The following is a 26133-nucleotide window of genomic DNA, read 5'->3' as shown; positions in this document are numbered from 1 at the left end:
TTCCCCTTTTTTTGACAGGCTGATCGATCTGTTCCTACGTCCGGCCGCATTGCCGGTTCGAGGCCATTCTTGTCCGGCCGGCGTTCGTCACCGGCTCGGACTCACGAACTCGGCCAGCATCGGTGCTGTGCTGAGAATGTGATCCTGCATCACCTTTTCCGCGTGAAGTTCGTCGCCTGAACGCAAGGCCGCGATCACGGCGGCATGCTCCTCGCGCGCAGAATGCGGCTTGTCACAGTCGTCGAACCAGATGCGCATGTAGGGCTCTATCACGACATGCAGCGCCGATATCTGGTGGATAAGCTTGGGCCTCCGGCTTAGCGCACAGATACGGCCATGGAATTCCTGGTGGCGGACCACCCAGTCGCTGCTGCCGCTCTGGCCCGCGCGTTCCATGCGCTCGAGCAGGCGCTCGAGTTCCTCGAACTCCTCCTCATCGATCCGGGGCATCGCCAGCCTTACGGCCAGTCCCTCCAGAACCGAGCGAATTTCGAAAATCTCGTAAAGCTCATCGACCGTCAGGCCTGCGACCACGCATCCACGATTGGGCCGCAGGACCACCAGCCCGTCGGAGGCCAGGCGCCGAAAGGCTTCCCGCACAGGCATGCGACTCATGCCGATCTCGGCGGCAATCTCCTCCGGAATAAGCCTCTCGCCCGGTTTGTAGCGTCCGAGGCGAAGGGCTCTCTGAAGGTGCCTGTACGCCTCTTCCTCCGCGGTGGCGGACATCTGTGGCTCTGCCGGAAAGGCTGCTGGCATGGGGCACCTAAAAGTATTTTTGTATCCACGTATTATCAAATCCGCATTTTGTTTGGTCGTCAATACCCTCAGTGACGACGGTGCAATGCACCACCGGCACGATCTATTTCGGGCCGGGCGAGTCTTTGAGAAAAATGAATGTCAGCCGCACGACGGTGCGCGAAGCCTTCAACCGCCTCAAACGCGACGGCCTGGTCACCGGCCGGCCGCCTATGTGCGGGATCGCGCGACAACGTGCTGCGGCTGCTGCAGGCGAAGTCGGACTATCAGAGCTTTTTCGCCAAGGCGTCCTGAGCGGACCACCTGACCCTATCGATGCGCGCCGCTGGCTCGAGACGTTGCCTCGGCCAATACCGCCAGCGCCTGTTCGACATTCTGAGCCTGAGCATCGATGCGCTCGATATGCTTCACCATCAGCTTTCGCAGCACGGCGAGCTTTGCGGCGCGAGATGCGGCACTCTTTTCGGGAGATTCGAAGGGCGTCATAGCCATCGGACAATCAGTGGGTGGCGGGATCGATGTGGCGGAGGCGAGAGCGCGCTTCAGCCAAACGTTTTTGCTCGGATCTGATCCGGCAGCACAAGGCAAGGCTGATGCCGACGCCACGCTCGTCGTCCAGCATTTCATTCGCTCGCGTGAGAAACAGTTCCGCACGCATGACGCGCTGCCTGGCTCTCGCCAATTCCAGTTCCAGATGGTCGTACATTGTTCCGAACCCTTGAGGTCAGTGGTCCCTTCAAGGAGAAAACCGCTGCCGAGCGGTTTGGTTCCGCTGATTGGCGGCAGGGCACCAGGCCCGACCGAGCCTTCAACCCTTGTGCTCCTGCAGGCTGTTGCCGCCGTCGACCACCAAAAGGACACCGTTGACATAGCTGGCGCCTTCCGAGGCCAGGAACACGACCGCCGCTGCCACTTCATCGGGTCGGCCGCCTCGCGCCGGCGGCGTATGCAGGGCCGCTATCCGCTCCATCTCGCTCGACGCGCCGGTTTCGATCCAGCCGGGCGCCACTGCGTTGACGGTTATGCCGCTCCTGGCCACTTCCAGCGCCAGCGTGCGCGTCAGGCCGACCATGCCGGCCTTGGCGGCGGAATAGGCTGATGTGCCTTCGAAAGACACCAGCGGCCCGGTCACCGACGCCACACTGACGATGCGCCCGTAGCCCGCTTCGACCATCGCCGGCAGGAAGGCTCGGGTGACCAGAAACGCGGTCTTCAGGCTGACCTCGATGCCCCGGTCCCACTCGGCCTCGGTCATGGCGAGAAATGCCTTGTCGATGGAGGGCGATGCCAGCGAGCCCATGCCGGCATTGTTGACGAGGATATCGACGGCGCCGACATCAGCCCGCAGCCGCGCGACATCGGCAGCGATGGTGAGATCGGCGACCACGGCGCTGGCGTCGATGCCTTCGGCGCAAAGCTCGGCGGCGCGGTCGAGCACGCGCGCACTGGCGCCGGTGAGGAACACGGCATGGCCTCCACGGCCAAGCTGCAGGGCAATGGCGAAGCCGATGCCGTCGGCTGCTCCGGCGCCGGTGATCAGCGCGCGCTTAATGCTGGGATGGGGCATGGTCGGATCTACTCCAAAGGCTCCGCCCGCTGCATGCGAACAGACAGTATCGGCTGTATCGGCAGAAACTATATAAAGGAGGTTTGGCGCCGTGCGAGCCCAGGGGCGCGATCCCCGGCAACGGGAAGAAGCTAATCATCGTGCCAAGCAGCGCCCTCCTGGCCCAACGCCTCCGCTCCGAGCATGGGCCGAGCTGCATGTCGAAGCCGACGACGATTACCTGGCGTATCGACGCTCGATGGCCCTATTGACGCGAAGGCTCGGCCAACGCACGATCCCTAGTCTCGGTGGCTGAAGGAGACCGTCGTGGTCGCACTGCGCCTCAATCATGTTTCCCTCCGCGTCCGTGATCTGGCAGCCAGCGCGAAGTTCTATCAGGATGCACTCCAACTGCCCGAGATTGCTTGTGCCGCAGGAAAGCCTAACATCCGCTGGTTCGGCCTCGGCGAGGGACAGTCGCTTCATCTGATCGAAGGTGATTTCGGCAAGACCTTCGTGACGATGTCGACGCATTTTTGCATCTCCACCACCGATTTCGCGCAGGCTTTGCAGCATTTAAGCAGCAAGGGCATTCCGTTCGGCAACCTTGCAGGCGAGATCGGCAAGGAGCACGTGAGGGCGGACGGGCAGCGATCCGTCTATCTCAGGGATCCCGATGGCTACTGGATCGAGGTCAATGGCGACTATTAAAAGCGGCGGGAAATCAATCGGATAAAATGGCGCGCCCGAAGAGATTCGAACTCCTGACCCCCAGATTCGTAGTCTGGTGCTCTATCCAGCTGAGCTACGGGCGCGCATCAGGCCGTGTTTCCAACAGCCCCGCGATCCGATCCGTGAGGGGCCGGCCGCGATGTGTGCAGTTCCCTAGCGACTGAATTTGCGAAAAGCAAGTCGATCGAGCAAAAGTTTTGTCGCAAGCCTGTCATCTGGTGAATGACGGGCTCGACCGCGTCGCGTCGACGCCGCCACAAAGCCGGCTCGACCCCAAGGCCACGGGGATCGAAGCTGGAGGGCTGATAAAAGCATGGGGCCGGGAAGGCGGTAGGGGCGCCAGGCAAACGGCGCCTAAGTCGTTACGCCGGGCGGCGTAGGCTGCCGCGGGCCTGGTCGAGCCGCACCGGCTGGTCGGGGATGGTGACGGCGAACGTGGTGCGCCCGCCAATCGACTCGACCAGCTCCACCGTGCCGCCATGCGCGCGGATCAGTTCGTGCGCGATCGCCAGGCCAAGGCCGGTGCCGCCGCTGCGCGCCGAGCCGCGGAATGCCGCAAACAGGTTCTCGCGTGCCTTTGGCGGCAGGCCGGGGCCGGTATCGGTGACAGTGACGCGGCTGACGCTGCCCATCCGCACGGCCGATACGGCGAGCCGCCGCACCACGGCGCTCTCGGTGTCTCCGGCCATCGCCTGCACCGAATTGCGGCACAGATTGGTGAGCACGCGGAAAAGCTGATCGGAATCGGCGTCCACCTCGAAAGCCGACTCGACAGCATTGATGAACTCGATGCCTTCCTCGATGTCGAGCAGGCCGTGCACGTCCTCGACCAGCTGACGCAGCCGCACCCTGCGGCGCGAGGGCGGCGGCTCCTGCGTGCGGCCATAGTGAAGCACGCCTTCCGAATAGGAAACGGCCCTGTCGAGCGCGCGCAAAAGCTTCGGCGCGAAGGCCTGCACAGTCGGGTCCTTGACCAGGCGCAGGCGGTCCGAAATCAGCTGCGCCGAAGCCAGGATGTTGCGCATGTCGTGGTTGATCTTGGAGACCGCCAGGCCGAGATCGGCGAGGTGTTTCTGCTCGGAGAGCATTTTCTGCAGCCGCTCCTGCATCTGCGACAGCTCGCGTTCGGCAACGCCGATCTCGTCGGAGCGGGCGGCGGGATGGATGATGCGCCCGGGGTCGTCGGGCGCTTCGGAGAAGGACAGCATCGAACGCGTCATGGTGCGGATCGGCCCGATCATGATCAGGTCGATCGCGGCGTAGACCAGCATGGCCGTGAACAGCGAGATCAGCAACGAGACGAAGGCGACGTTGCGCGAATAGATGAGCATGGCCTTGCGCAGCGAATAGTCCGGCATGATCAGCTCGAACTCCTTGTCGCTGTCGCCGACCGGCCCGAAAACACGCAGCATCCGGTCGCCGCCGAAGAACAGCGTGTCGAGCGCGCCGGTCATACCCTTGACCATGCCGACGCTGGACAGGTCGATATGCTCGTCGACCTGCGGCGGCATGTCGGCCACCACCAGAAGCCGCGAGACGCCGCCATCGCGCACGGCGATCGCCTTCGCGCCGATCGCCATCAGCACGTCGTTCTGGGCCGTGCGCGACAAGGAGGTGGACTCGCCCTGCACAAGCACGATCGATACGGCGGCGGCCGTGCTTAGCCGCTCCTTGAGCCAGCTCAGCCGATAACTGGCGATCCAGGGCAGGAAGATGAGCACTTCGGCCAGAAGCACGAAAACGATGGTCAGGAGCAGCAGTTTTGTCGACAGACCGCGCGACAAGGGCACGCTGCGGCCGGCGGCGGGCGCCGTTCCGATCCCTTCCCCCGCTTGGCTGGCTTCGCTCATGCGACTCGATCTTCACAATCACTTGATCAGCCAACATTAGGGGATTACGGCATTTTTGCCAATTTCATCCTTTGGTCGGAACATTAAATTACTGTCATGAAGCCGGCGTCCATGGCGCCACGACTCCGGATTGACTTCCAAAACCCTTCTTTCTATAAGCCCGCTCACGCTCGGGCCATACATCCCGGCGCGGTTTCGATCGCGCCAAAGCCGGCCCGGCAAAGCTCCTGTTACACAGTGACAGAATCAAGAAGGGCCGCACCCCGCGGTATTAAAACAAATGAAGCGTACCTACCAACCGTCCAAACTCGTCCGCAAACGTCGGCACGGCTTCCGTGCCCGCATGGCCACCAAGGGTGGTCGTGGTGTCGTCGCAGCTCGCCGCAATCGCGGCCGCAAGCGGCTCAGCGCCTAAGCGAGACGAAATCGTTGCCCGCAACCGGCAAGCCAGTGGGGGTCAATCCCAAGCGGCTTCTGAAACGCGCGCAATTCCTGGCCGTCCGTCGTGGTGAAAAGCGACGCGGGCGGTTTTTCCTCGTTGAGGTTCTCGACCGCGGCGACGGCCTGTCGCCGCGCGTCGGGTTTACCGTCACCAAGAAAGTCGGCAATGCGGTTGTTCGCAACCGCGTCCGGCGGCGGCTGAAAGAAGCCGTCCGCACGCATGCCGCCGATGACATGGTGCCCGGCAGTGACTATGTCATCGTCGGACGCGATGATGCGCTACGCGCCCCGTTCGGCCAGTTGAAGACCGAACTCTCCCGCCGACTTCGCGGAACACGATAGGCCAAGGCTCTCGATGGAAAACAACCGGAACTTCTTCATCACCATCGCGCTGTCGGTGCTGATCCTGGCATTGTGGCAGTACTTTTATGTGCTGCCGCGCAGCGAGGCGCAGCGCGATGCTGCCCGTATCGAACAGCAGCGGGTGGAAGAACAGAAGAAGGCAGCCGACGCCGCCAACCCGGGCGGCACGCCGGCGCCGGCGCCGGGGACCATTCCCAGCGCGCCCGGCGGCGATGTCGTCACCGCTGCCAGCCGCGACCAGGCGCTTGCCACTTCGAAACGCGTCAAGATCGACACGCCGAGCCTCGAGGGCTCGATCAACCTGACCGGTGCGCGCCTCGATGACCTCAAGCTGAAGCACTACACGGAAACCGTAGACAAGACTTCGCCCGAGATCAGCTTGCTCAACCCGCAAGCGCTGCCCAACGGCTATTTCGCCGAGATCGGCTTTGTCGGCAACGACAAGACCGGTGCCGTGCCGGGTGCGGAAACGGTGTGGAGCGTGGACGGCAATCCGACGCTGAGCCCGTCGACCCCGGTGACGCTCACCTACACCAACGACAAGGGCCTGACCTTCAAGCGCACCTTCTCCGTCGACGCCAACTACATGTTCACGGTCTCGGACACGGTGCAGAATTCCGGCTCGAGCGCGGTGTCGCTGTTCAATTACGGCCGCGTCACACGCTATGACAAGCCGGCTGTCGCCAGCACCTATGTGCTGCATGAAGGCCTGATCGGCGTGACCGGGACCGAGGGCCTGGCCGAATACAAATACGCCAAGATCGAATCCGAAAAGCAGGTCACGCCCGGCAAGTCGACCGATGGCTGGCTCGGCATCACCGACAAATACTGGGCGGTGACGCTGGTACCGACCGAGAAGCAGCCGTTCCAGCCGCGCTATGCCTTTTTCGAGGATGGTCGGCATCGTTACCAGTCCGACTTCCTCACCGATGCAATCAATGTCGGGGCCGGCCAGTCAGCGACCGTCGAGACCGAGATCTTCGCCGGCGCCAAGGAAGTCGCCAAGATCAACGCCTATGAGAAGGACCGCGACATTCGCCAGTTCAATCTGGTGATCGACTGGGGCTGGTTCTATTTCATCACCAAGCCGATGTTCTGGCTGATCGACACGCTCTACAAATTCTTCGGCAATTTCGGCCTGGCGATCCTCGCCACCACCGTCATCGTCAAGGCGCTTTTCTTCCCGCTCGCCAACAAGTCCTACGCGTCGATGGCGAACATGAAGAAGGTGCAGCCCAAGATGCTCGAGATCCGCGAGAAATACGCGGACGACAAGATGAAGCAGCAGCAGGCGATGATGGAGCTGTACAAGACCGAGAAGATCAATCCGCTTGCCGGCTGTTGGCCGGTGGCGCTGCAGATCCCGGTCTTCTTCTCGCTCTACAAGGTGCTCTACATCACCATCGAGATGCGCCACGCGCCATTCTTCGGCTGGATCCAGGATCTGGCGGCGCCCGATCCGACCTCGATCTTCAACCTGTTCGGCCTTGTGCCGGTGACGCTGCCGCACATGCTGATGATCGGCGTTTGGCCGCTGATCATGGGCGTCACCATGTTCCTGCAGATGCGCATGAACCCGACGCCGCCGGATCCGACGCAAGCCGCGATCTTCACCTGGATGCCGGTGATCTTCACCTTCATGATGGCGGGTTTCCCGGCCGGCCTCGTCATCTACTGGGCCTGGAACAATTCGTTGTCGATCCTCCAGCAGGGCGTCATCATGAAACGCCAGGGCGCCAAGATCGAGCTGTGGGACAATCTGGTCGCATTGTTTCGAAAGAAACCGTCGCCGGCGGAGTAGCCGCTCATCTTCTCCAGGAAGCGGAACAGGTCTCTCTCTTTTCCAGAAAGCCCGGCTCGTCCGGGCTTTTTCTTTGGGCAAGCGATCGATCACGTTCCCGTGATCGCTGAAACTGCCACCCGCCACGCGGCGTGACTGCGTGTGCATTTCCAAAGGCTTATCAATTCCGATCAGCCCTCACCCGGAGGAAGACCATATGCGCATGCCGTCATTCAGGACCATCGCCTTTTCCGCACTCGTCGCCAGCGTCGCGATTGCCGCTCCCGCCTACGCCAAGAACCCGAATGTCGGCGGCGCGCCAATGTACACCACCAAGAACATCGTCGAGAACGCCGTCAACTCTAAGGACCACACGACGCTGGTCGCCGCCGTCAAGGCCGCCGGCCTGGTCGACACGTTGCAGGGCGCCGGTCCGTTCACCGTTTTCGCGCCCACCAACGAAGCCTTCGCGGCACTGCCCAAGGGCACCGTCGATACGCTGCTGAAGCCCGAGAACAAGGGTCAGCTCACCAAGGTGCTGACCGCGCATGTCGTGGCCGGCAAGATTTCAGGCGCCGAGATGATGAAGAAGGCCAAGGCGATGGGGGGCAAATACGAGATGAAGACCGTCTCGGGCGACACGCTCACCGCCGAGGTCAAGAAGGGCAAGCTCTACATCATGGATGAGTCCGGCGGCGAGGCGAAGGTGACGATCGCCGACGTCAACCAGTCGAACGGCGTCATCCATGTCGTCAACAAGGTGCTGTTGCCGAAGTAACGGCTTCCGGCAAAAGAGGGCAAGGGCAGGTCGTTGGGCTTTCTCGGCCTGCCCTCCCCGCCTCATGCGAGGTGCCACGTTTCTTGGGAAGTCGTATCGGCGAGGCCGGGGCCCTGTAGTCCCTCACAGGGCCCCGGTTTCTTTTTGCGCACTTGCGCTTCAGCGGTCGAACGTCGACCGCTTCGCGCACATCACTCCATCACGGCGCTGTGGTCGACCTTGGCCGGCGTGCCTGGCTTGCGCAGCAGCAGAACCAGCGGGATCGCGGCCAGCGACAGGATCATCATCAGCTTGAAGTCGTTCATGTAGCTGATAACAGTCGCCTGCAGCGTCACCACGCCATCCAGCGCGGCGCGGCCGGCGGCGGTGTAGGGGTTCATCGCCTGGAAGATCGCCGGATTGCTGAATGCCTGGTTGTAGGGCGTCACATAGGTGGCGATGTTGGCGTGGTTGATCTGGACGTTCTGCACCAGCAACGCGGTGACCACCGATATGCCGACGCTGGAGCCGATGTTGCGCGACAGATTGTAAAGGCCGGTGCCTTCCGCGCGCCGCTCCGGCGCCAGCGTGGCGAAGGTGATGGTGGTCAGCGGCACGAACAGGAAGCCGAGGCCTGCGCCCTGGATGAAGCCGGTGCTGACGATCGTCCATTGCGACACGTCGGGTGTCCAACCGGTCATGTCGTACATCGCCCAGGCGGTGATCGCGAGGCCGATGAACAGCAGCCATCGTGTATCCACCTTGCCGATCAGTCTGCCGACCAGGAACATGCACGCCATCGTACCGAGGCCGCGCGGGCCCATGACGATGCCGGCCGTCACCACCGGATAGCCCATCAGCGTCTGCAGATAGGGCGTCATCAGCGCCAGCGAGGCCAGGTAGGTGATGCCGATGATGAAGATGAAGATCATGCCGACCGCGAAATTCCTGTCGAGGAAAAGCCGCGGGTTCACGAAGGTGTTTTTGGCGGTGAAGGTGTGGACGAGGAAGATGTAGAAGGCCGATGCGCAGATCAGCGCCTCGACGATGATCTCGGATGACGAGAACCAGTTGAGCTGCTCGCCGCGATCGAGAAACATCTGCAGGGCGGCGATGGTGATACTGAGCGCGCCAAACCCCAGCCAGTCCAGCCTGGCCTTGATATCAAGCTTCGTCTCCTGGACGAACATCCACACGCCGGCGAAGGCCAGAGCGCCGATAGGCACGTTGATGTAGAACACCCAGCGCCAGCTGACATTCTCGGTCAGCCAGCCGCCGATGACGGGGCCGAGCACCGGCCCGACCATCACCGAAACGCCGAACAGTGCCATCGCCGAGCCGCGCTCTTCCACGCTGTAGATATCGAGCAGGATGCTCTGTGCCAGTGGCACGAGGGCGGCGCCGAACAGGCCCTGCAGCAGGCGGAAGCCGACGATCTGCGGCAGCGACTGCGCAAAGCCGCAGAGCACCGAGGCGACCACGAACCCGGTGATCGAGGTCAAAAGGATGCGCTTGCGGCCGAAACGATTGGCTAGATAGCCCGAAGGCGGTGTCATCACCGCGGCAGCGACGATGTAGGAGGTCAGCACCCAGTTGATCTGGTCGGCGCTGGCCGAAACGCTGCCCTGGATATAGGGCAGCGCCACATTGGCGATGGTCGTGTCCAGCGCCTGCATGATGACGGCCAGGATCACGCAGGCGGTGATGGCACCGCGATTGGCGACCACCGGTGTGGCACCTGCCGCGGCTGCGCTGGTCATGATTTCTGTCCGAACATCTTGAGAAGGTTGGTGATGAAGTCCGGCAGGCCGCGCGTATGGCCGGTGTCGACGTCGACCACGACGCTCATTCCGCCGCGCAGCGGCGGTTTGCCCTGGGGATCGTCGACCGTCACGCGCATCGGGATGCGCTGCACGACCTTGACCCAGTTGCCGGTGGTGTTTTGCGCCGGCAGCAGCGAGAAGCTCGACGACGAGGCGGGGCTGATCGAGGCAACCGTGCCGTGCCAGACGGCGCCGGGATAGGTGTCGACGCTGATCGTCGCCGTCTGTCCTGGCCGCACATAGGTCAGTTCGGTTTCCTTCGGCTCCGCTTCGATCCACAGATCGGTCGATGAAATCAGGCTGAAGGCCGGCTGCGAAGCCGGCAGATACTTGCCGACCTGGAGCGCATCGACATTGGTGACCACGCCGTCGAACGGCGCCTTGACGATAGAGTCGTTGAGATTGCGCTGCGCATCGTCGACGCCCGACTGGGCCTGCAGATAGAACGGGTTCTTCTCCACCGGCTGGCTGGCGTCGCCGCCGAGCTGGGCAAGCATGGCTTGCGCCTGCGCCTTGGCGACCGACACTTTCTGGCGCGCGGCGACGAGGTCGTGCTGGGCGCTGTCGAAAGATGCCTTCGAGGCGGTGGAGGTCTTGAGCAGATCCTGCTGCCGCTGGAAGGCGGCCTCGTAATAGGGGAGGTCGGCCTGCGCCTGTTCGATCTGCGACAGTGACTGCTGGTAGCTGGCCTGCAGCGTCAGCACCTGGTTGCGCACGGTCCCCAGCTGGGCCTGGGCGGCGGCGAGCGCGGTCTCGAAAGAGGCCGGCCGCAGGCGGAAGAGCATGTCACCCTTCTTCACCACCTGGTTCTCGTGCACGTCGATCTCCTGCACGGTGCCGGAGACATCGGTGGACACTCCGAGCGACTGCGCCTGGATGTACGCATTGTCCGTGCTCATCACCTGGCCGCCGGTGACATAATAGTAGCCGCCAACGACCAGCGCGACGGGAAGCAGGGCAAACAGGACCGGCCGCCTCAGGCTGCGCTTTGGCTTGACCGGGGCAGGCGCGGGAGGGGCAAGGGTGGCGGGCGCCTGCTGCGGCTGCGGCTCCTTGGCCGGAGCCTCGAGTGCCGCCGGCTCCAGGGCTACAGGGGCTTCCAGCTCGCCATCGTCGATGACGACATTGGCGCGCCTCTGTTCGCGTTCGCTGTCCAGCCGGATGATCTGGTCGGTTTTCCGCGCCGAAGATTGTTCCTCGGCGGGCTTCTTGGGGGATGTTGATTCAGCCACGTACTTTCTCCCGGTCGACGGCAGGATGGGTGCAAGCCGCGAGCAGATTGGATTTGATCAAGCTTAGTGTTTGCAGCAGATGCTGCTGGGTATCCGCGGACAGGCCGATAAAGGCTTCGTTGCGTGTTTTCTGGCCATTGGCGCGCATGATTTCGAGCAGCGGATGGGCCTGGGGTGTCAGATAGAGAAGCCATGCCCTGCGGTCGGCAGGATTGGGGCGGCGTTCGATGAAGCCGCGCGCCTCCATCTTGTCGAGCAGCCGCGCGAGCGTGATCGGCATGATCTCGATGAGATCGGCGAGTTTGTTCTGGTGGATGCCCTCACGCAGCGAAAGATAAGCCAGCACCTGCCATTGGGCGCGGGTCAGTCCGGATGTGCGCGAACGCTGCTCAAACCGCTTTCTAAGCAGTCGCGCGACGTCGTGCAGCACGAAGCTGATATTGGGCGAGGAGGACATGGGAGGTGATCAGGATCTGGTGACAAGCTTTCGTGAGCATGCTTATTATCATCATGCACATAATCCTGCTGGACGGCGCGCGCAAGACGGGCTAAGCCCCGAAAACCAAAAAATTGAATGGGCCACGACACCGAAGAGGCGCTTGGCGGTGGCACTTTGCCGGCAAGGATTGTGACGATGAATTGGATAAAGATCGCAGCTGTCGCGGCTCTCTTGGGATGCCCGGGCGTCGCCGATGCAGGGCAGGCCGTGAGCTGCGGTGGCGCCGCCATGCTGGGGGGCGCGCAGCTCAACTGCAGCCACGTCGAACCCACGGCACCGCCGCAATTCTGCACGTTTAGCTGGGCTCTGCACACGGCCGCGGGCGATCAGAAAGTCGTCGACGGCACCTTCCTGCTGCCGCCCGGAGCATCGAATGTCACCGTCTACCAGGGCAGTGGTTTCGACAGCGCGCTGTCCAATCCGATCGTGATCTGCCGCGGCAACAAATGAGCCTGACTGTCATGGAAGACTCGCTCCTCGGCCGATTGGTGCTATAGGGCGGATCACGTTATTTTGACCGGGCGCGTGCGACCGCCTAAGTGCATGGCGGCCAAGATCGCCGCAACCTCGACGCCATCTGGGGCGCCGATATCTCTCTGGAGGCAGCAGCTTGAACGCTCTGAACAGCACCGTGATCAGCACCGACCTCTTCACGCGCGGGTGGATTTTCATTCGCGGCGTGCCGGCCATGAAGTTCCTGCCGCCGGAAGGTCCGCCGGAAATCGCTTTTGCCGGCCGCTCCAACGTCGGCAAATCGTCGCTGATCAACGCGCTGGTCAACCAGAAGGGGCTGGCGCGTACATCAAACACGCCGGGGCGCACGCAGGAACTCAACTACTTCGTCCCGGACGGATTTTCAGGCGAGGGCGCCGATCTGCCGCCGATGGCGTTGGTCGATATGCCGGGCTACGGCTACGCCACCGCACCCAAGGAGAAGGTCGATGAGTGGACCAAGCTGGTCTTCGATTATCTCAAGGGCCGTGTCACGCTGAAGCGGGTCTATGTGCTGATCGACGCGCGCCACGGCATCAAGGCCAAGGACGACGAGGTGCTATCGCTGCTCGACAAGGCGGCGGTGTCTTACCAGATCGTGCTGACCAAGACCGACAAGATCAAGGCCGCCGGCGTGCCGCGGCTGATCGAGGAGACGCTGGCCAAGATCAAGAAGCGACCGGCGGCGTTTCCGTTCGTCCTGGCGACATCATCGGAAAAGGGCGAAGGCCTCGAAGAGTTGCATGCCGCGATCGTGCTTGCGGCCAATGGCGGGTAAACTGGGCGCGGCGGGCACTACGCCGCGCTAAACCTTTGCCTCGATTGCGATCATTTCGTGGCTTTCTTCGACCGCAAGCTGCTCGGTGCCATAGGCCTTCAGGAACATGTCGACACCCGACCGGACGACGTGGTCGATCTCATCCTGACCCGGAGCCTTGGTGCGGTAGGCAAAGATGCATTGGCGGAAAAGGCCGGACAGGCACAATTCGGTGAGCTGGTAAGCCGCGAGATCGACATCGTCGATCCGCAACAGGCCGCGGTCGATAGCCGCGTTCAGGAAGGTCATCATCTTGTCGTGGCCGCGCTTGGGACCGCGTTCGTAAAACCGTGCGCCAAGCTCGGGCATCCTGTCGGTGACACCGATCACCGTGCGCTGGGCTTGGATGACCTTGGCCGAGGTGATCTTGAGTGACAGCACCTTGCCGTATTTGACCAGCGTTTCGCGCAGATTGTCGGCGCGGTCGAGCAGGTCATACATGTTCTTGAAGATCGTGCCGCGCTCTTCCTCGATCAGCGCCTCGAACAGCTCTTCCTTGTTGGCGAAGTAGACATAGATAGTGCCCTTGGAGACACCGGCTTCGCGCGTGATGTCGTTCATCGAGGCGGCTTCGAAGCCTTTCTCGATGAAAACACGGCGGGCGCCTTCGATGATCTGGCCGCGCTTGACGGGGTCTTGCCCCGCCGCCGGGCGGCCGCGACGCAGCTCCAGCACGTCGCAAGGATCCTGGTCTACATTGGGTAAGGTTTCGGCATTGGGTAAGGTTTCGGTCATAGGATGACACCTCGAAAATAATTCGAACCAAACGGTTCGATTGCCCCTTGATATGGTCCTCTTTTCGCGCTATGTCAACGCCCAGATCGAACCGAACGGTTCAGTATTATTGTATTAGAGAGATGTCATGTCTTCGAACGCGCCCACGTCAGCCGAGGTTCGCCCCTTCCCCAACGCCAAGGTTGCCCCGGCGACGGAAGCACCGGAAATTCCCGTGCAGCCGGTCGTCGCACCGCCGCCGGCGGCTGAAGCTCCGGCCAAGAAGAAGCGCTCGGTGCGCTCCTTCCTGTTGCCGATCATTGGCCTTGCCCTGCTGAGCGGCGGCGCCTGGTATGGTTACGATTACTGGACCACGGGCCGTTTCATGATCTCGACCGACGACGCCTATGTCCAGGCCGACATGGCCTTCGTCTCGCCCAAGATTTCCGGCTATGTCGATCAGGTCAAGGTGAGCGAGAACCAGCTGGTCAAGGCTGGCGACCCGCTGCTGACGATCGACGACGGTGACTACAAGATCGCCGTCGCCCAAGCCGAGGCGCAGATCGCCACGCTGGCCAAGACGCTCGACCGCATCGATGCGCAGACCAAGGCCGCGCAGGCGTCTCTGCAGCAGGCTCAGGCGCAGAAGGTTGCCGACCAGGCCGCGGCCGATAATGCCGGGCGTGCCCAGCAGCGCGCCGCGCAACTGCTCAAGACGCATGTCGGCACGCAGGCGCAGCTGGACGATGCCCAGACCGCGCTCGACCAGGCCAATGCTGCTCTGGTCGGTGCCGATGCCCAGATCGCCGCCGCACAGGCCAATATCGGCGTGTTCGAGGCGCAGCGCGCCGAATCGGCAAGCACGCTCGCCTCCTTGCAGCTCAGCCGCGACAAGGCCGCGCGCGACCTGTCCTTCACCGTGCTCAAGGCGCCTTATGATGGTGTCGTCGGCAACCGCTCGGTCGAGCAGGGCGACCTCGTCAGCCCCGGCCAGAAGCTCGCCGTCGTCGTGCCGATGGACAAGCTCTACATCGTCGCCAACTTCAAGGAAACGCAGCTTGCCCGGCTGGTTCCCGGCGAAAAGGTCAACATCTCGGTCGATGCCATCGACGGCCAGCCCATCCAGGGAACCGTCTCGTCGCTGGCCCCGGCTTCGGGAGCGGTGTTCTCGCTGCTGCCGCCGGAAAATGCCACGGGCAACTTCACCAAGGTGGTGCAGCGCGTGCCGGTCCGCATCGACGTTCCGGCCGACGCCCTGAAGACTGGCAAGCTGCGCGCTGGCCTCAGCGTCATCGTCAACGTCGACAGCCGCACCGCCCCTGCCGCGACGACCAACTAAGCCCTTTCGGAGGGCGGCTCGGTGGCTGACTAAGCACTGAGCCGCCCGGCCTGCCTCAAGGAGGCCCATGCAATGGCAACCGCAACCATCACCGCAGGAGCGCCACCGGCAAGGCCGGCGGTCCCTGACACCATTTCGACGCGGCGTGTCATCGCCTTCCTGGCGATGGTGTTCGGCATGTTCATGGCGATCCTGGACATCCAGATCGTCTCGGCCTCGCTGGCCGAAATCCAGGCTGGCCTGAGCGCCAGTTCCGATGAAATTCCGTGGGTGCAGACGGCGTATCTGATCGCCGAGGTGGTGATGATCCCGCTATCGGGCTTCCTCAGCCGCATGCTGTCGACGCGCGTGCTGTTCACCATCGCCGCCGCGGGCTTCACCGCGGCCAGCGCCCTTGCCGCGACCGCCACCAACATCGACCAGATGATCGTCTACCGCGCCGTGCAAGGCTTCATCGGCGGCGGCATGATCCCGAGCGTCTTTGCGGCCGCGTTCACTATCTTCCCACCCTCGAAGCGCGCCATCGTCTCGCCGATGATCGGCCTGGTGGCGACGCTGGCGCCGACCATCGGCCCGACTGTCGGCGGCTATATCAGTCATGCCTTTTCATGGCACTGGCTGTTCCTGGTCAATGTCGTGCCGGGCATTCTGGTGGCGACCGCTGCCTGGTCGCTGATCGATTTCGACAAGCCCAATCTCAAGCTGTTCAACAAGTTCGACTGGTGGGGCCTTGCCGGCATGGCCGCATTCCTCGGCTGCATGGAATATGTGCTCGAAGAAGGCCCGAACAATGACTGGCTGCAGGACCAGGGGGTGTTCATCTGCGCCATCGTCATGACCGTCGGCGCTGTCGTATTCTTCTGGCGCGCATTCACGGCGGAGGAGCCGATCGTCGACCTCAAGGCTTTCACCAACATCAACTTCGCCTTCGGCTCGCTGTTCTCGTTCGTCATCGGCATCGGCCTCTACGGCCTCACCTACCTCTATCCGGTCTTCCTCGGCCGCATCCGCGGCTACGATTCGATGATGATCGGCGAGGCGCTGTTCGTCAGCGGCCTGGCGATGTTCGTTACCGCGCCAATCTCGGGCTTCCTGTCGAGCAAGATGGATCTGCGGCTGATGATGATGATCGGCTTCTTCGGCTTCGCCACCGGCACCTGGTGGATGACGCATCTGACCGCCGACTGGGATTTCTATGAGCTACTGATCCCGCAGATCCTGCGCGGCTGTTCGATGATGCTGTGCATGGTGCCGATCAACAATATCGCGCTCGGCACCTTGCCGCCGGACCGGCTGAAGAATGCGTCCGGCCTGTTCAACCTCACCCGCAACCTCGGCGGTGCCGTCGGCCTTGCCCTGATCAACACGGTGCTGATCGACCGCAATGCCTTCCACTACGCAAGGCTGGCCGAGCATGTGCAGTGGGGCAGTGCCGCCGCGCAGACCAAGTTGCAGAACATGACACTGAACTTCGAGCAGGTCACGGGTCTCGATGCCACCAGTGCCGCGATCTCCAAGCTGTCGGGCATGGTCCAGCAACAGGCGGCACTGCTGTCCTTCATGGACGTGTTCTACATGCTGACGGTGCTGTTCGCGACGCTTGGCCTGTTCACCATGCTGATCAACAAGCCGGCTGCGCCCGGTGGCGGCGGAGGCGGCGGGCACTAAAGCAATTCCAGGAAAAGTGTGAAGCGGTTTTCCGTACGGAATTGCGTCAAAACAAGAATACCAGACGTGGCAGCGGTTTCGGGGAGCTCCTCCAGTCCACGCCCGAAAAGCTCTGACCGCGCAAAAAACTCCGGGCCGCAAGACCCGGAGTTTTTCGTTTGGAGCCGAATTTAGTCAGGCGCTCGCTAGCTTGAAGGTCAGCGCCACGCCGTTGATGCAATGGCGCAGGCCGGTCGGCGCCGGGCCATCGTCGAAGACATGGCCGAGATGGCCGCCGCAGCGGCGGCAATGGACTTCGGTGCGGGTCATGCCGAGCGACCTGTCCTCGGTCTTGCCGATGCCATTGGCGATCTCTTGCCAGAAGCTCGGCCAGCCGGTGCCGGAATCGAACTTCGTCTCCGAGGGATAGACCGGCAGGTCGCAGCCGGCACAGGCGAATATGCCCTTGCGGTGCTCGTTGAGCAGCGGGCTGGTGCCGGGATATTCGGTGCCTTCCTTGCGCAGCACGTCAAAGGCGGCGGGCGACAGGATGGCTTTCCATTCGTCATCGGTCTTGGTGACCTCGAATTTCTCGGCCGCTTGCGCTGGCTGAGGGCCACCCATGCGAAGCATGGCTGCCGCTGCGCCGAGGACGCCGATTGCGGCAGCACCACTCAAAAGAAGATCGCGACGGTTCATGACCAGTTCCTCCTGTTGTCCTTTTTGCCAAACTACACCGCCACACAGAAATCAAAAGCCGGTGACGGGTGCCCTCAACGACACTCCGCGCCGTTCCATGGGTTAAACCATGGCGGCGCGGAGCATGCGTGTCGAATGCGGATCCCGCGATCGACGGAGAGCTCTTGCTGCCGGTTCGTCGACAGCAAGGCCTTTGTTACATCTTCGGCAAGAGAACCTTGTCGATGACGTGGATGACGCCGTTGGACTGCTCGACATCGGCGATCGTCACATTGGCGACATTGCCGTTCTCGTCGGTAACGGTGACCTTTCCGCCTTCAGCCTTGAGCGACAGTTCGCAACCGCCGACCGTCTTGACCTTGTGCGTGCCGCCATCAGCCTTGACCATCGCGGCCACATCAGCCGCCATCGCCTTGGCGGCGACGACATGGCAGGTCAGGATCTTGACGAGCTTGTCCTTGTTCTCGGGCTTGAGCAGTGTGTCGACCGTCCCGGCCGGCAGTGCGGCGAAGGCCTCATTGGTCGGCGCGAAAACGGTGAACGGACCGGCGCCCTGCAGGGTCTCGACCAGGCCGGCTGCCTTGACGGCGGCCACAAGCGTCGTGTGGTCCTTCGAATTGACGGCATTCTCGACGATGTTCTTGTTGGCAAACATGGCGGCGCCGCCGACCATCGGGTTTTCAGCATAGGCAGCTGTGGCAAGCGCGGAAACGGCGATTGTACCGGCGAGCAAAAGGGTGGCGAATCTACGCATGATATTCAAACTCCTCGGGTTTTCTCTTCCCATCTTTGGGGACGCGAGGAGATACGGAACACCAACGCGTGAGTTTCAGAATATTTTTTGATTTTTGATTTATTCGTTCAGGCAAGAAGATTTATTCGACGCAATATTTCGCCGGCTCACATGCTCACTTAGACATGTGTGACCCAAGATAAATTTGGATTATTCTGGCGACGGCTTCGGGTTGAGGAGGAAGCAGATCAGATGCTCTTCAGGTCGCCCGCGGCAACCACCGGCCCGGTGGGCTGGCCGGTCGGCGAACCGCCTGCCGGCTCGAGGCTGACGGCCAGCACGGCGCCTTGCGCCAGCTTCTGCTGTGTGGCGGGCGAGACCCCGATATGCGCGGTCGCACCGGCCGGGATGACGCCCATCGAGACCGGGGCGTTCTTGCCTTCGATCATCCAAAGTTCGAAGTCCTTGCCAGAAGCGAGCGTGCCGGAAACATGCGAAAGGCTGACCTCATGCCGCCCGGAATCATAGACAGCGAGATATTTGACGTCGCTGCCGTCGGCGGCCAGCGAGGCGACAAGCCGCGCCTGCGGCAGTTCAGCCGGCCGATTGATGTATGGCACGGCGACATAGAGAGCCAGAGCGGCAACAGCCGCAACGGCAAGGCCTCGCCAGAAGGCAAGGCTGGACCAGAAGCCGGCGCGCACGTCGGAGGGTTTTGCAGCCGTCGACGCAAACAGCCGTCGGTCGATCGCCGGTTTCACTGAAGCTGGCGGCTCGATTTCCGGATAGGCGGCAGCCATGGGCGAGAGATGAACCTCCCAGCCATCGACCAGCCGCGCGAAATCGGTTTCGGAATCGATGCGCCTCGAAGCGATCTGCCGCTCGTCCGCCGGCAGCACGCCAAGAACGTATTCGGCGGCGAACATGTCGTCGCCCCCACGTTCCGGTCCATTGTCCTCTGCGAGCGTCATCTTTCCAGACATTCTCTGAGTTTCATCAGGCTGCGGCGCAGCCAGGTACGCATCGTGTTCAACGGCACGCCATGGCGCTCCGCCAGCTCGGCATAGCTTTCGCCCTTGAGATAAGCGCCCCGGACGGCCGCCGCCCGGTCTTTCTCCAATTCATCGAGACAATGATGGATCCTTTCGGACTCATCGCCCGCCACCACCATCGCTTCAGGTCCAGGCGTCGGATCGGCCACGTCGAGCGCGGCATCGATATCGACGGCCGGCTTGCGCCGCGCCCTGATGCGATCGATCGCATGATTGCGCGCGATTGCCACCAGCCAGGAGATCGGGCTCAGATCGGAAACAGCAAAACGGTCCGCCTTCGTCCATATCTTGACGAAGACCTCCTGCAAGGCTTCTTCCGCATCTCCCCGGTCGTTCAATACACGAAGGCAGACGCCGAAAAGTTTCGCGCTGGTCTGCCGGTACAGCAGATCGAACGCGGCCCGATCCTTCATCGAAGTTCGGACGATCAGCTTGGTGATGTCCTGCGGCGTCATGTCAGGCAAATTAGGGTATTGTTATGTATTTGCAACGGCGGAAATCGCCTTGTGCACGTCTAAGCTTCACGCGTTCCCCACCCGGATCCGCCCCCGATTTGCCATTGAAGTCGCCACTGGCTAGCCTTGCCACAGGTGGTGGAGAGCGCGCATGTCGGTTGAACAAGTCCTTTGGGAACAAGATGCAACCGGCCTCGCTGGTCTGGTGCGCAAGGGCGAACTGTCGGCGATCGAGCTGACCGAAGCGGCGATCGCGCGCGCCGAGGCCACAAGGCCCGAAATCAACGCCACGGCCGAACCGCTTTATGAAACGGCCCGGGCGCGAGCCAAGACCATGGACCGCTCGCTGCCGTTGGCCGGCGTGCCCTTTGCCATCAAGGACCTCGGCATCGCCATCAAGGGCGTGCCGTCGCATGGCGGCAGCCGCATCCCCGCCTGGGTGCCCGACGTCAATTCGGTGATGACCGACCGCTACCTCGCTGCGGGTCTCATTCCGATCGTCACCTCGACGTCGCCGGAACACGGGCTGCGGCTGATGACAGAATCCAAAGCCTTCGGCATCACCCGCAACCCCTGGAACACCGCCCACACCAGCGGCGGCTCGTCGGGTGGCGCGGCAGCGCTCGTTGCCGCCGGCGTGGTCCCGGTGGCGCATGCCTCGGATGGCGGCGGTTCGATCCGCGTGCCTTCCGCCTGCACCGGCCTTGTCGGCCTCAAGACCTCGCGCGGCCGCATTCCGCTGACGCCGCTGGTCAGCGAAGGCTGGTACGGCATGGTGGTCGACCATGCCGTCACCCGCTCGGTGCGCGATTGCGCGCTGCTGCTCGATCTCACCCACGGTCCCGACGCCTTGTCGCCCTATGCGGCACATCAGCCCAAGGGCACATTCGCCGCCGCGGCCGCGCGCGACCCCGGCAAGCTCAAGCTGGCCGTCTACCGCAACTCGCCGCTCGGCCTGCCGATTTCCGTCGAAACGATGAAAGCGCTCGACACGGCGGTGGCGCTGGCGCGCGAGGGCGGCCATGCGGTCGAGGACATCGACCTGCCCTTCATCAGCCGCGATTTCTTCGCTGATTTCTGCAGGACGGTTGCATCAGCCGTCGCCGGCACGCTGCGCGCCGAAGCGCTGCGCGTCGGCCGTTCCGTTACCGGCGACATCGAGCGCGCCACGCGCGTTCTCGGCAGGTTGGGCGAAATGGTCTCGGCCGGCGAGACCTATGCCGGCCTGCAGCGACTGCACGCCGCCTCGCGGCAACTGATCGCGGAGACCGCGCGCTATGACGCCGTGCTGATGCCTGTCATCGCGCACCCGCCGCTCGCCTGCGGCGCCATGGATCCGAAAGGTGCCGATGAGCTAATCGAAAACCTGCTCGACAAGCTTCATCTGACGCCGCTGCTGAAAGTGAAATCCTTGTTCGGCCAACTGATGGACAAGAGTCTCTGGTTCACCCCTTGGCCGGCGATCTACAATGTCAGCGGCCAGCCATCGATCGCGCTGCCGGTTTATGTCACCGATGCTGGCCTGCCGCTCGGCATCCAGGCCGCCGGCCGTCCGGGCGATGAGGAGACGCTTCTGTCCTTCGCCGCGCAGATGGAGAAGATCTCGGGCTGGCCCGGCCGCAGGGCGCCGCTGATGGTGCCGACACCGTAAGCCGCTCGAATATGACAACAATGACATTTGCGAGCTGAGCCAATTCCCGCTAAGACGCCGCCGTCTTTACCAGTGCATGTCGCCAAAAAGTGCTTGGCGGTTTTGGGAAAATGCATAAACCAAAAGTCAGGGAACCAAGCCGATGACGGAGATAACCGCCACCGCCGAAATGCAGGCTGACCTGCTTTCGCGGGCGCTCCCCTACATGCAACGCTACGAGCACAAGACGATCGTAGTGAAATATGGCGGCCACGCCATGGGCGACCTTGAGCTCGGCAAGGCTTTCGCGCGCGACATCGCGCTGCTCAAGCAGTCGGGAGTCAACCCGATCGTCGTGCATGGCGGCGGGCCGCAGATCGGCGCCATGCTGGCCAAGATGGGCATCGAGTCCAGGTTCGAAGGTGGCCTGCGCGTCACCGACCAGAAGACGGTCGAGATCGTCGAAATGGTGCTGGCCGGCTCGATCAACAAGGAAATCGTCGCTCTGATCAACGCCGAAGGCGAATGGGCGATCGGCCTGTGCGGCAAGGACGGCAACATGGTCTTCGCCGAAAAGGCGCGCAAGACCATGATCGACCCGGACTCCAACATCGAGCGCGTGCTCGATCTCGGCTTCGTCGGCGAGCCGGTCGAGGTCGACCGCACGCTGCTCGATCTCCTGGCACGCTCCGAGATGATCCCGGTGCTGGCGCCGGTGGCGCCCGGTCGCGACGGCCACACCTACAACATCAACGCCGACACGTTTGCCGGCGCCATTGCGGGCGCCTGCAAGGCCTCGCGTCTTCTGTTCCTGACCGACGTGCCCGGCGTGCTCGACAAGAACAAGAAGCTGATCGACGAGCTGACCGTGGCCGAGGCCAGGGGGCTGATCAAGGATGGTACGGTTTCGGGCGGCATGATCCCCAAGGTCGAGACCTGCATCGAGGCGATCGAGCGCGGCGTCGAAGGCGTCGTTATCCTCAACGGCAAGACGCCGCATGCGGTGCTGCTCGAGCTGTTCACCGAACACGGCGCCGGCACGCTGATCGTGCCCTGAATCGTCAGTCAGCCGGCTAATCGTTTCGTCGGCAATCCGCGACTTGCGACGACGGGAAGCTCCGGCTTTCGAGCCGGGCGTGAAACCGTCATCGATTCCTCCTCGGCATCCTGCGGCGCGCCCCAGAATTCGGCCAGCGTCGGGCCGTCCTTCACCCTGCCGTCGCGGGCCAGAAAGCCCCAGACCTCACGGAACCAGACGCGGCGCCCCATCTGTGTGTACCAGCGCATTGAATGCCGCTGCTCGGGATCGGGGTGGAACAGGATGCGTGCCAGCGCCTTCGGCCGCGACTGTACGGCGACTTCGATCAGCTTGACGCTGAAGAACAGCATCCACGGTTTCAGCCGCGTCATCTGCAGCACCTGGTGCTTGTAATCCCACAGGCGGGCATCTTTCTGGATCACCTTGCGGTCCCGTGCGATGCGGAAGAACGGCGTCCAGCGATGCGGCGTCACGTAGAGCGCCTGGATCTGGTCGGGGTCATAGGCGATGAGCTGGCGAAAGCCGCGCCAGAGGTCGCGAAACCCTTCATCCTCGAAACCGGCCACCCAGGTTGCCATCGACAGGATACCGTGCTTGCGCAGCAGCCTTATCGCCTCGCGATCGGATGAGGTGCTGCCGCCCTTGCGGATCAACTGCAAGGTCTGCTCGTCGGTGTTTTCCATGCCGAGCAGCCAGCGGATGACACCGGCCTTGCGGTAGAGATGCAGGATGCCGGCATCGCGCACGATGTCGTCGGCCCGCGTCGAGCCGACGATCAGCACCGGCACATTCTCGGCAATCAGGGCGTCGAGAAAGGCGCGCCACGCCTTCTTCGAGACCGTCGGGTTCTCATCGGCAAGGTTGATCAGCTCGACGCTGTGCTCGCGGTGCAGCCAGGCAATCTCCTGCGCGAACTTCCTGGGATCGCGATGCCGCCAGCGGGTCCAGAAACCACGCTGGCCGCAATAGTTGCACAGATGCGGGCAGCCGCGCGAAAACTGCATGACCACCGCGCGCTTGCCGCCCCAGTAGCTGTAACGGCTGTGGTCGATCAGCTCCCAGCCGACGCGGTAGGCGTCGAGTTCGGCAATCGTCATGGCCGCCTGCGTGGCGAAGGGGCGCTGCAAATCGTCGCGAAAGGCGATACCGGCCACGCTCGCCGGCGGCTGGTGCATTTCCAGCGCCTCGACCAGCGCCACGACGGTCGCCTCGCCCTCGCCGCGCACGATGAAGTCGAAGACGGCGGTCTCCGCCAGTATGTCGCGCCAGTGATAGGTCGGGAAAACGCCGCCATAGATGATCATGGTCGCCGGTTCTTGCGCCTTGATCATCTTAGCGATCAGCAAGGCGGTCGGGTGCGCCGAGGTCGAGCCGGAATGGCCGATCAGGACGAAGTCGGGAACGTCATACAATGCATCGCGCACCACGATCTCGAGCGGCATCGGCCCGAATTCGGCATCGACGAGCCGCACATCGTGGCCGGCATCGATCAGCGGGCCGCCGATCGCCAGCAGGCCGAGCGGCGGCAGGTGGTCGTCCGGCACGCGGCTGCCGATGGCGGTGTGCGGCGGATTGATGAGCACGATTTTCATGGCGGACCTCCTGGAGAGATGGTCCGCTTATGCTGGCCGGCGATGTGGACGCCCGATTGGCCTGTTTCAGCAGTTTGCGTGCAGCTTTTCCGCAGGGATGATGCGCGTTACTTCCTGAGATGCGCGAGCGGCACGTGGCCGGGTCCCTTGATGTTCTGCAGCACCAGCTGCGTGTGGACGTCGCGCACGCCGTCGAGCCGCATCAGCCGGTGCATGACGAAGGCGTTGAGCTCGTCGACCGACGGCACCATGACATGCAGCAGGAAGTCATGGTCGCCGGTCATCGTCCAGCACGACGACACCTCGTCCATGCGCTGGACGGCGGCAATGAAGCTTTCGGGCGAACCGTCGCTGTGGCTGACCAGGCGCACCTGGATAAACACCTCGACCATCAGGCCGACGGCACGGCGGCTGATCACCGCGGCAAATCCCTTAATGATGCCTGCATCCTGCAGCGCCTCGAAGCGCCGCGCGCACGGTGTCGTCGACAGGCCGATCTCCTGCGCCAGTTCGGAGACGGGCTTGCGGCCATCGCTTTGCAGCATATCGAGCATCTTGATCTCGAAATCGTCGAACTGAGGCATTTTCACTCCTCCAATGCGAATTGTGAGTGAATGTTATCTCGAATATTGCCGGCGAGCCATCATCAAAACCGATTTGCCTCGGCAAGTCCGGCTAGTCTTTGGTCAGGTCAGCATTGATGATTTGCGAGGAGAAAACCATGACGACGATGAGTGTTGCCGAATATGCCCGCGACTGCGCGGCGCAAGGCTTGCGCGGCGACTATTCGGTTTGCCGTTCCGATTTCACCGTGGCGCAGGGTTATGACTACAGCGCCGAGGAACAGGCAGTGTGGCGTACGCTATGCGATCGCCAGACCAAACTGACGCGCAAGCTCGCCCATCATTCCTATCTCGACGGTGTCGAGAAGCTCGGTCTGCTCGACCGCATCCCGGATTTCGAGGGTGTCAGCGCCAAGCTGCGCAAGCTGACCGGCTGGGAGATCGTCGCTGTGCCGGGCCTTATCCCCGCTGCACCTTTCTTCGATCATCTCGCCAACCGCCGCTTCCCGGTCACCAACTGGCTGCGCACCAGGCAGGAGCTCGACTACATCGTCGAACCGGACATGTTCCATGATTTCTTCGGCCACGTGCCGGTGCTGTCGCAGCCGGTGTTCGCCGACTTCATGCAGATGTATGGCAAGAAGGCCGGCGACATCATTGCGCTCGGCGGTGACGAGATGATCACCCGGCTCTACTGGTACACAGCCGAATACGGCCTGATGCAGGAGGCCGCTCAGCCGCTGAAGGCCTTTGGCGCCGGCCTGATGTCGTCCTTCACCGAATTGCAGTTTGCTGTCGACAGCAAGGATGCGCACCATGTCCCCTTCGACCTGGAAATGGTGATGCAAACCGGCTACGAGATCGACAAGTTCCAGCGCGCCTATTTCGTGCTGCCGTCATTCGACGCCTTGCGTGACGCCTTCCAGACCGCCGATTTCGCGGCGATCGTCGCCCGCCGCAAGGGCCAGCCAGCGCTCGACCCGGCGACGGTCTAGTTTTCTGAAAAGCGGTTCCCGTCTACGCCTGTGGGCGGCAACCATCGACATCGCTATCGCCGCCCAGGGGCGTCAGTCCCCTCGGCCTTCAGCCGCGCCAGCTGGTCGCGCTGCAGGTGGAGCGCGGCATTGACGAAGCGCGATATGGTGGCGAGTTCGGCGTCGCTGAAGGTGGCGATCACCTTTTGCCCTTCCTGCGCGATGGCGCCGTAATAGCGCGCCGACAGCTCCCGCGTCGCCTGTGTCGCCTCGATCACCACCTTGCGCCTGTCCTCCAGACTGCGCGTGCGGGTCAGCAGGCCGCGTGCTTCCAGCCGGTCGATCAGCGCCGTCACCGCGGCCGGTGTCAGCCCGGTCGCGGTTGCGATCGCGCCCGCCGATTGCGGGCCGCCATAGAGCAGCCCGATGCAATGGCGCTCGGCCATGTTCAGCCCAAGCCTCATACCCACCGCTTCGTCATAGGCCTGGGTCGCGTCCTGCCATTGCATGATGGCGAGGCCGATCGCGGCCGTCATTTCGTCGCGATTTCCGCTTGACGAATTTATTTCGACCATCTAACTATCAATCCGTCTAACATTTAGACT

Annotated in this window: 28 protein-coding genes, 1 tRNA gene and 1 pseudogene; 13 read left to right on the top strand and 17 right to left on the bottom strand. The window is 62.7% G+C overall.

Annotation, left to right across the window (positions count from 1 at the left end):
- Positions 1-87 precede the first annotated feature (87 nt).
- The gene (locus ACZYHG_RS05690) at positions 88-729 is read right to left on the bottom strand and encodes a GntR family transcriptional regulator (RefSeq protein ID WP_464612920.1); all 642 of its coding nucleotides are present in this window, start codon (positions 727-729) and stop codon (positions 88-90) included.
- A 164-nt stretch (positions 730-893) separates the two neighbouring features.
- Between ACZYHG_RS05690 and ACZYHG_RS05685 the strand changes: the two are divergent.
- Positions 894-956, top strand: a pseudogene (locus ACZYHG_RS05685) (GntR family transcriptional regulator); the annotation flags it as partial.
- Positions 957-1068: 112 nt separating this feature from the next.
- Here ACZYHG_RS05685 and ACZYHG_RS05680 read toward each other — a convergent pair.
- The 3 genes from ACZYHG_RS05680 to ACZYHG_RS05670 form a co-directional block, all read right to left on the bottom strand.
- On the bottom strand, positions 1069-1251 hold the full coding sequence (locus ACZYHG_RS05680; RefSeq protein ID WP_464614871.1) for a hypothetical protein: 183 nt from the start codon (positions 1249-1251) through the stop codon (positions 1069-1071).
- A gap of 7 nt (positions 1252-1258) precedes the next feature.
- A complete protein-coding gene (locus tag ACZYHG_RS05675; protein WP_464612919.1) occupies positions 1259-1465 on the bottom strand; it encodes a hypothetical protein in 207 nt (68 codons plus the stop codon).
- A gap of 102 nt (positions 1466-1567) precedes the next feature.
- Complete coding sequence (locus ACZYHG_RS05670; RefSeq protein ID WP_464612918.1) at positions 1568-2326, bottom strand: SDR family NAD(P)-dependent oxidoreductase; 759 nt, start codon at positions 2324-2326, stop codon at positions 1568-1570.
- A gap of 306 nt (positions 2327-2632) precedes the next feature.
- Between ACZYHG_RS05670 and ACZYHG_RS05665 the strand changes: the two genes are divergently transcribed.
- Entirely contained in the window at positions 2633-3016 is a 384-nt protein-coding gene (locus ACZYHG_RS05665) for a VOC family protein (RefSeq protein WP_464612917.1), read from the top strand.
- Positions 3017-3043: 27 nt separating this feature from the next.
- Here ACZYHG_RS05665 and ACZYHG_RS05660 read toward each other — a convergent pair.
- Together ACZYHG_RS05660 and ACZYHG_RS05655 are read right to left on the bottom strand one after the other, a co-directional pair.
- Positions 3044-3120: transfer RNA gene (locus ACZYHG_RS05660), tRNA-Arg, on the bottom strand.
- A 279-nt stretch (positions 3121-3399) separates the two neighbouring features.
- Complete coding sequence (locus ACZYHG_RS05655; RefSeq protein WP_464612916.1) at positions 3400-4887, bottom strand: ATP-binding protein; 1488 nt, start codon at positions 4885-4887, stop codon at positions 3400-3402.
- Positions 4888-5167: 280 nt separating this feature from the next.
- Here ACZYHG_RS05655 and rpmH point away from each other — a divergent pair, with 280 nt between their 5' ends.
- The 4 genes from rpmH (at position 5168) to ACZYHG_RS05635 (ending at position 8249) form a co-directional block, all read left to right on the top strand.
- Positions 5168-5302 carry a 50S ribosomal protein L34 gene (gene rpmH / locus ACZYHG_RS05650; protein WP_008833937.1) on the top strand — a complete coding sequence of 45 codons (135 nt, stop codon included), beginning with the start codon at positions 5168-5170 and terminating at the stop codon, positions 5300-5302.
- Positions 5303-5316: 14 nt separating this feature from the next.
- Positions 5317-5670: a ribonuclease P protein component gene (gene rnpA / locus ACZYHG_RS05645; protein ID WP_464612915.1), complete on the top strand. Its 354-nt coding sequence runs from the start codon at positions 5317-5319 to the stop codon at positions 5668-5670.
- Between the two features lie 13 nt (positions 5671-5683).
- Positions 5684-7492, top strand: a complete 1809-nt coding sequence (gene yidC / locus ACZYHG_RS05640) for a membrane protein insertase YidC (RefSeq protein WP_464612914.1) — start codon at positions 5684-5686, stop codon at positions 7490-7492.
- Positions 7493-7688: 196 nt separating this feature from the next.
- On the top strand, positions 7689-8249 hold the full coding sequence (locus ACZYHG_RS05635; RefSeq protein ID WP_027060748.1) for a fasciclin domain-containing protein: 561 nt from the start codon (positions 7689-7691) through the stop codon (positions 8247-8249).
- Positions 8250-8440: 191 nt separating this feature from the next.
- Here the strand turns inward: ACZYHG_RS05635 and ACZYHG_RS05630 are convergent, their stop codons facing one another.
- Genes ACZYHG_RS05630 through ACZYHG_RS05620 form a run of 3 tightly spaced genes read right to left on the bottom strand, consistent with a single transcriptional unit; the run spans position 8441 to position 11740 of the window.
- A complete protein-coding gene (locus ACZYHG_RS05630; protein ID WP_464612913.1) occupies positions 8441-9988 on the bottom strand; it encodes a DHA2 family efflux MFS transporter permease subunit in 1548 nt (515 codons plus the stop codon).
- The gene (locus tag ACZYHG_RS05625) at positions 9985-11283 is read right to left on the bottom strand and encodes an HlyD family secretion protein (RefSeq protein WP_464612912.1); all 1299 of its coding nucleotides are present in this window, start codon (positions 11281-11283) and stop codon (positions 9985-9987) included. The genes ACZYHG_RS05630 and ACZYHG_RS05625 overlap by 4 nt, the downstream gene beginning before the upstream one ends.
- Positions 11276-11740, bottom strand: coding sequence for a MarR family winged helix-turn-helix transcriptional regulator (locus tag ACZYHG_RS05620; RefSeq protein ID WP_464612911.1), 465 nt, complete (start codon positions 11738-11740; stop codon positions 11276-11278). Before ACZYHG_RS05620 ends, ACZYHG_RS05625 begins: the two co-directional genes overlap by 8 nt.
- Positions 11741-11857: 117 nt before the next feature.
- Between ACZYHG_RS05620 and ACZYHG_RS05615 the strand changes: the two genes are divergently transcribed.
- Positions 11858-12232, top strand: coding sequence for a hypothetical protein (locus ACZYHG_RS05615; protein WP_464612910.1), 375 nt, complete (start codon positions 11858-11860; stop codon positions 12230-12232).
- 160 nt (positions 12233-12392) lie between these two features.
- Positions 12393-13052, top strand: coding sequence for a ribosome biogenesis GTP-binding protein YihA/YsxC (yihA, locus tag ACZYHG_RS05610; RefSeq protein ID WP_027032342.1), 660 nt, complete (start codon positions 12393-12395; stop codon positions 13050-13052).
- A 27-nt stretch (positions 13053-13079) separates the two neighbouring features.
- On the opposite strand, the gene ACZYHG_RS05605 is transcribed toward yihA, so the two are convergent.
- Entirely contained in the window at positions 13080-13826 is a 747-nt protein-coding gene (locus ACZYHG_RS05605; protein WP_464612909.1) for a TetR/AcrR family transcriptional regulator, read from the bottom strand.
- Positions 13827-13953: 127 nt separating this feature from the next.
- Here ACZYHG_RS05605 and ACZYHG_RS05600 point away from each other — a divergent pair, with 127 nt between their 5' ends.
- Positions 13954-15144, top strand: coding sequence for an HlyD family secretion protein (locus tag ACZYHG_RS05600; RefSeq protein WP_464612908.1), 1191 nt, complete (start codon positions 13954-13956; stop codon positions 15142-15144).
- Between the two features lie 72 nt (positions 15145-15216).
- Positions 15217-16812 (top strand): DHA2 family efflux MFS transporter permease subunit, encoded by a 1596-nt coding sequence (locus ACZYHG_RS05595; protein ID WP_464612907.1) that lies wholly within the window; start codon positions 15217-15219, stop codon positions 16810-16812.
- Between the two features lie 174 nt (positions 16813-16986).
- Here ACZYHG_RS05595 and msrB read toward each other — a convergent pair whose 3' ends face one another.
- The 4 genes from msrB to ACZYHG_RS05575 form a co-directional block, all read right to left on the bottom strand.
- Positions 16987-17490 carry a peptide-methionine (R)-S-oxide reductase MsrB gene (gene msrB, locus ACZYHG_RS05590; RefSeq protein WP_464612906.1) on the bottom strand — a complete coding sequence of 168 codons (504 nt, stop codon included), beginning with the start codon at positions 17488-17490 and terminating at the stop codon, positions 16987-16989.
- A gap of 196 nt (positions 17491-17686) precedes the next feature.
- Positions 17687-18244, bottom strand: a complete 558-nt coding sequence (locus tag ACZYHG_RS05585; protein WP_464612905.1) for a fasciclin domain-containing protein — start codon at positions 18242-18244, stop codon at positions 17687-17689.
- Positions 18245-18471: 227 nt separating this feature from the next.
- Positions 18472-19194: an anti-sigma factor gene (locus ACZYHG_RS05580; protein WP_464612904.1), complete on the bottom strand. Its 723-nt coding sequence runs from the start codon at positions 19192-19194 to the stop codon at positions 18472-18474.
- A complete protein-coding gene (locus ACZYHG_RS05575) occupies positions 19191-19730 on the bottom strand; it encodes a sigma-70 family RNA polymerase sigma factor (RefSeq protein ID WP_464612903.1) in 540 nt (179 codons plus the stop codon). The genes ACZYHG_RS05580 and ACZYHG_RS05575 overlap by 4 nt, the downstream gene beginning before the upstream one ends.
- A gap of 151 nt (positions 19731-19881) precedes the next feature.
- Between ACZYHG_RS05575 and ACZYHG_RS05570 the strand changes: the two genes are divergently transcribed.
- Positions 19882-21381 carry an amidase gene (locus ACZYHG_RS05570; RefSeq protein ID WP_464612902.1) on the top strand — a complete coding sequence of 500 codons (1500 nt, stop codon included), beginning with the start codon at positions 19882-19884 and terminating at the stop codon, positions 21379-21381.
- 142 nt (positions 21382-21523) lie between these two features.
- Entirely contained in the window at positions 21524-22417 is an 894-nt protein-coding gene (argB, locus tag ACZYHG_RS05565) for an acetylglutamate kinase (RefSeq protein WP_464612901.1), read from the top strand.
- A gap of 8 nt (positions 22418-22425) precedes the next feature.
- Here the strand turns inward: argB and bchE are convergent, their stop codons facing one another.
- Positions 22426-23991, bottom strand: a complete 1566-nt coding sequence (gene bchE, locus ACZYHG_RS05560; protein WP_464612900.1) for a magnesium-protoporphyrin IX monomethyl ester anaerobic oxidative cyclase — start codon at positions 23989-23991, stop codon at positions 22426-22428.
- Between the two features lie 107 nt (positions 23992-24098).
- Positions 24099-24575 carry an Lrp/AsnC family transcriptional regulator gene (locus ACZYHG_RS05555; protein ID WP_464612899.1) on the bottom strand — a complete coding sequence of 159 codons (477 nt, stop codon included), beginning with the start codon at positions 24573-24575 and terminating at the stop codon, positions 24099-24101.
- 137 nt (positions 24576-24712) lie between these two features.
- On the opposite strand from ACZYHG_RS05555, the gene phhA reads away from it, so the two are divergent.
- Entirely contained in the window at positions 24713-25549 is an 837-nt protein-coding gene (gene phhA / locus ACZYHG_RS05550) for a phenylalanine 4-monooxygenase (RefSeq protein ID WP_464612898.1), read from the top strand.
- A 53-nt stretch (positions 25550-25602) separates the two neighbouring features.
- Here the strand turns inward: phhA and ACZYHG_RS05545 are convergent, their stop codons facing one another.
- Complete coding sequence (locus ACZYHG_RS05545; RefSeq protein WP_464612897.1) at positions 25603-26103, bottom strand: MarR family winged helix-turn-helix transcriptional regulator; 501 nt, start codon at positions 26101-26103, stop codon at positions 25603-25605.
- Between the last annotated feature and the right edge of the window lie 30 nt (positions 26104-26133).

This window comes from Mesorhizobium subarcticum (genome assembly GCF_055456085.1).
Note: the sequence above shows the minus strand (reverse complement) of the source record. Positions and strands in the feature narration are given on the sequence as shown.